The sequence below is a fragment of the Streptomyces mutomycini genome (assembly GCF_001700505.1).
GTDB lineage: Bacteria > Actinomycetota > Actinomycetes > Streptomycetales > Streptomycetaceae > Streptomyces > Streptomyces mutomycini.
In genome coordinates this window covers 1-2515 of the sequence record NZ_MAPV01000282.1, presented here as the reverse complement: position 1 = coordinate 2515, position 2515 = coordinate 1, and the positions used below count along the sequence as shown (strand labels likewise).

General features: G+C 71.9%; 2 protein-coding genes. One reads left to right on the top strand and one right to left on the bottom strand.

Going from position 1 to position 2515, the window contains the following annotated elements; translation table 11 throughout:
• Positions 1–1250: exo-rhamnogalacturonan lyase family protein (locus BFF76_RS29375; RefSeq protein ID WP_478078179.1), on the top strand; the 1250-nt coding region annotated here is incomplete at its 5' end.
• 16 nt (positions 1251–1266) lie between these two features.
• Here BFF76_RS29375 and BFF76_RS29370 read toward each other — a convergent pair.
• The coding region (locus BFF76_RS29370) for an SCO7613 C-terminal domain-containing membrane protein (protein ID WP_420877234.1) at positions 1267–2515 on the bottom strand (1249 nt) is incomplete at its 5' end.

Sequence of the window (2515 nt, the reverse complement as noted above, 5' to 3'; positions counted from 1 at the left end):
CGCCCCAGCTCGCCGCCCCGCCCAAGCAGCTCGTCAAGGCCAAGGTCTTCGGCGGACTCTTCGCCGAACCCGACCGCTCCACCGCCGCCAAGTCGAAGATCGAGGACCACCTGGACTTCCTCTTCAGCTACTACAAGGACCAGGTGGAGATGCGCCGTTGGTACGGGTTCTGGGACTACGGCGACATCATGCACACCTACGACCCGACCCGGCACCAGTGGTGCTACGACGTCGGCGGCTACGCCTGGGACAACTCCGAGCTCTCGCCCGACCTCTGGCTCTGGTACGCCTACATGCGCTCCGGCCGCGCCGACATCTACCGCTTCGCCGAGGCCATGACCCGCCACACCGGCGAGGTCGACGTCTACCACCTCGGCAAATGGGCGGGTCTCGGCACCCGGCACGGGGTCCAGCACTACGCCGACAGTGCCAAGCAGCAGCGCATAGCCAACACCACGTACCGGCGCATGTTCTACTTCCTCACCGCCGACGAGCGCGTCGGCGACCTCATGCACGCCAACGTCGACTCCGACGAGACCTTCCTCGCCCTCGACCCGATCCGCAAGATCCGCACCGAGCCCTACACCCCGGACCGCCACGCGCTGTCCATCGGCTTCGGTACCGACTGGAGCGGTCTCGTCTCCGCCTGGCTCACCGAGTGGGAGCGGCGCGGGCCCAAGTGGGAAAAGGCCAGGGCCCGGGTCCTGTCCACCATGGAGACCATCGCCGCCCAGCCCAACGGATTCGTGCAGGGCGTCGGCCTCTACGACCTGGACACCGGGAAGTTCGCGATCGCCGACAAGCCCGCGGTCGGCGTCTCGCACCTCTCGGCGATGTTCGGCCTGGTCGAGCTCAACGCCGAACTCATCGACATGATCGACATGCCCGCCTTCGAGGCCGCCTGGATCGACTACTGCCGCTACTTCAACGCCACCAAGGCCGAGCAGGCCGCCCGCTACGGCAGCAACTTCGGCACCCTCCTGCTGTTCCAGGGCCACTCGCGCCAGGACGCCTACGCCGCCGTACGGACCGGCGACGTCACCCTGGCCACCCGGGCGTGGAAGCAGTTCTACAGCAGCGCCGACGCCTGGGACTACAAGGAGAGCACCGACTGGAGCACCAAGAAGGTCGAAGGACCCACCGGGCCCGTACCGGGCAGTGAGGCGGCCTGGGTCAGCACCAACACCACCGCCCTGTACGGCCTGGCGGCCATCCAGAACCTCGCGCTCGTCGGCGACAGGATGCCGTGACGGCCCGGAGCGCGCCCTAACGCATCCGGCCGAAGCTCTCCCGCACCCGGCGCGCGTCGCGCAGCCGCTGCTCGTAGGTCGCACCGACCGCGAGCAGCAGCAGCCCGGCGAGCGCCGGGGGCGCCCAGCGCGGGAGCGCGTCGAAGACCTGGACCACATGGGGGGCCAGCTCGTGCAGCGCGTCCAGCGCCAGGACCGAACCGCCCAGCACCAGGGGCGCCTGGAGCCGCAGCCGGGCGCCCACCAGCGTGACCACCAGCGCCGCGACACCCAGCAACAGGGGCCGCAGCCAGTGCGGATCACCCCAGGCGACCACGAGGCTCGGCACCATGGTCATGGACAGGGCCGGACCGTACGCCGCCCACGAGGACGCGGCCGGATCCCTGCGGCGACGTACGAAGCCCACCGCGAAAGCGGCCAAGGACACAGGCAGCGTGTACGCCTCGGGATCCGTCACCCCCGAAGCCGCCAGCCGCACCCACGCCGCCGCCACGAACAGTGCCGCAGCCGGATACCCCGCCACGAGCCGGCGCTCCGGCCGCAGCGCCGTGGCCGCGGCCAGCACTCCGCACAACCCCAGCACCAGTGCCAGGAACGGCGCGTCCGTCACCGCCAGAGCCACGGCGACCACCGCGGCGAACACCCCCGCGAGTTCCACCGAGGCCGCCACGACAGGCGTCCGCAACCGCGCCCCGAGCAGTACCGTCGCAGCCGTCACCACCAGCACCAGCGGGGCCGTGTGCGGGGCGCTCCAACCCAGCGACGCGCCCACGGCCCCCGCGACGGCGATCGCGCACATCACCGAGGAACAGGCGAGCACCGAGCGCACGGCAGGCACACGGGACCTGGTGGCGGAACCGGCGAACAGCACCGCCAGTGCCCCGGACACCGCGTACGTCGCGGGCTCGGCGGCCAGCCCGAGCAGACCCACGCTCACCGCCGCCACCAGCGCGCACCCCAGGAAGGTCACCGCGATCGCGTCGGCCGCGCGACGCACCGTGAGGGCCAGCAGCGCCGCGACCAGCAGCAGTTCCACGCCCACGGCCACCGCGTACGGCGCGTCCGCCACCGCGAGCAGGGCCAGGACCGCACCGCAGCCCAGAACCGCCCCGCCGGCCCCCGCCGTCGCGCGCCACCCCTTCTCCGGGAGTGTCCGCGGCCACCTGACGTGCAGCGCGGCCGACAGCCCCGCCGCCACCACCAGCACCACCGGGGAGGAAGCCGACTCCGACCACGGCACCGTGAGCCCCAGCGCGCCCCGGAAC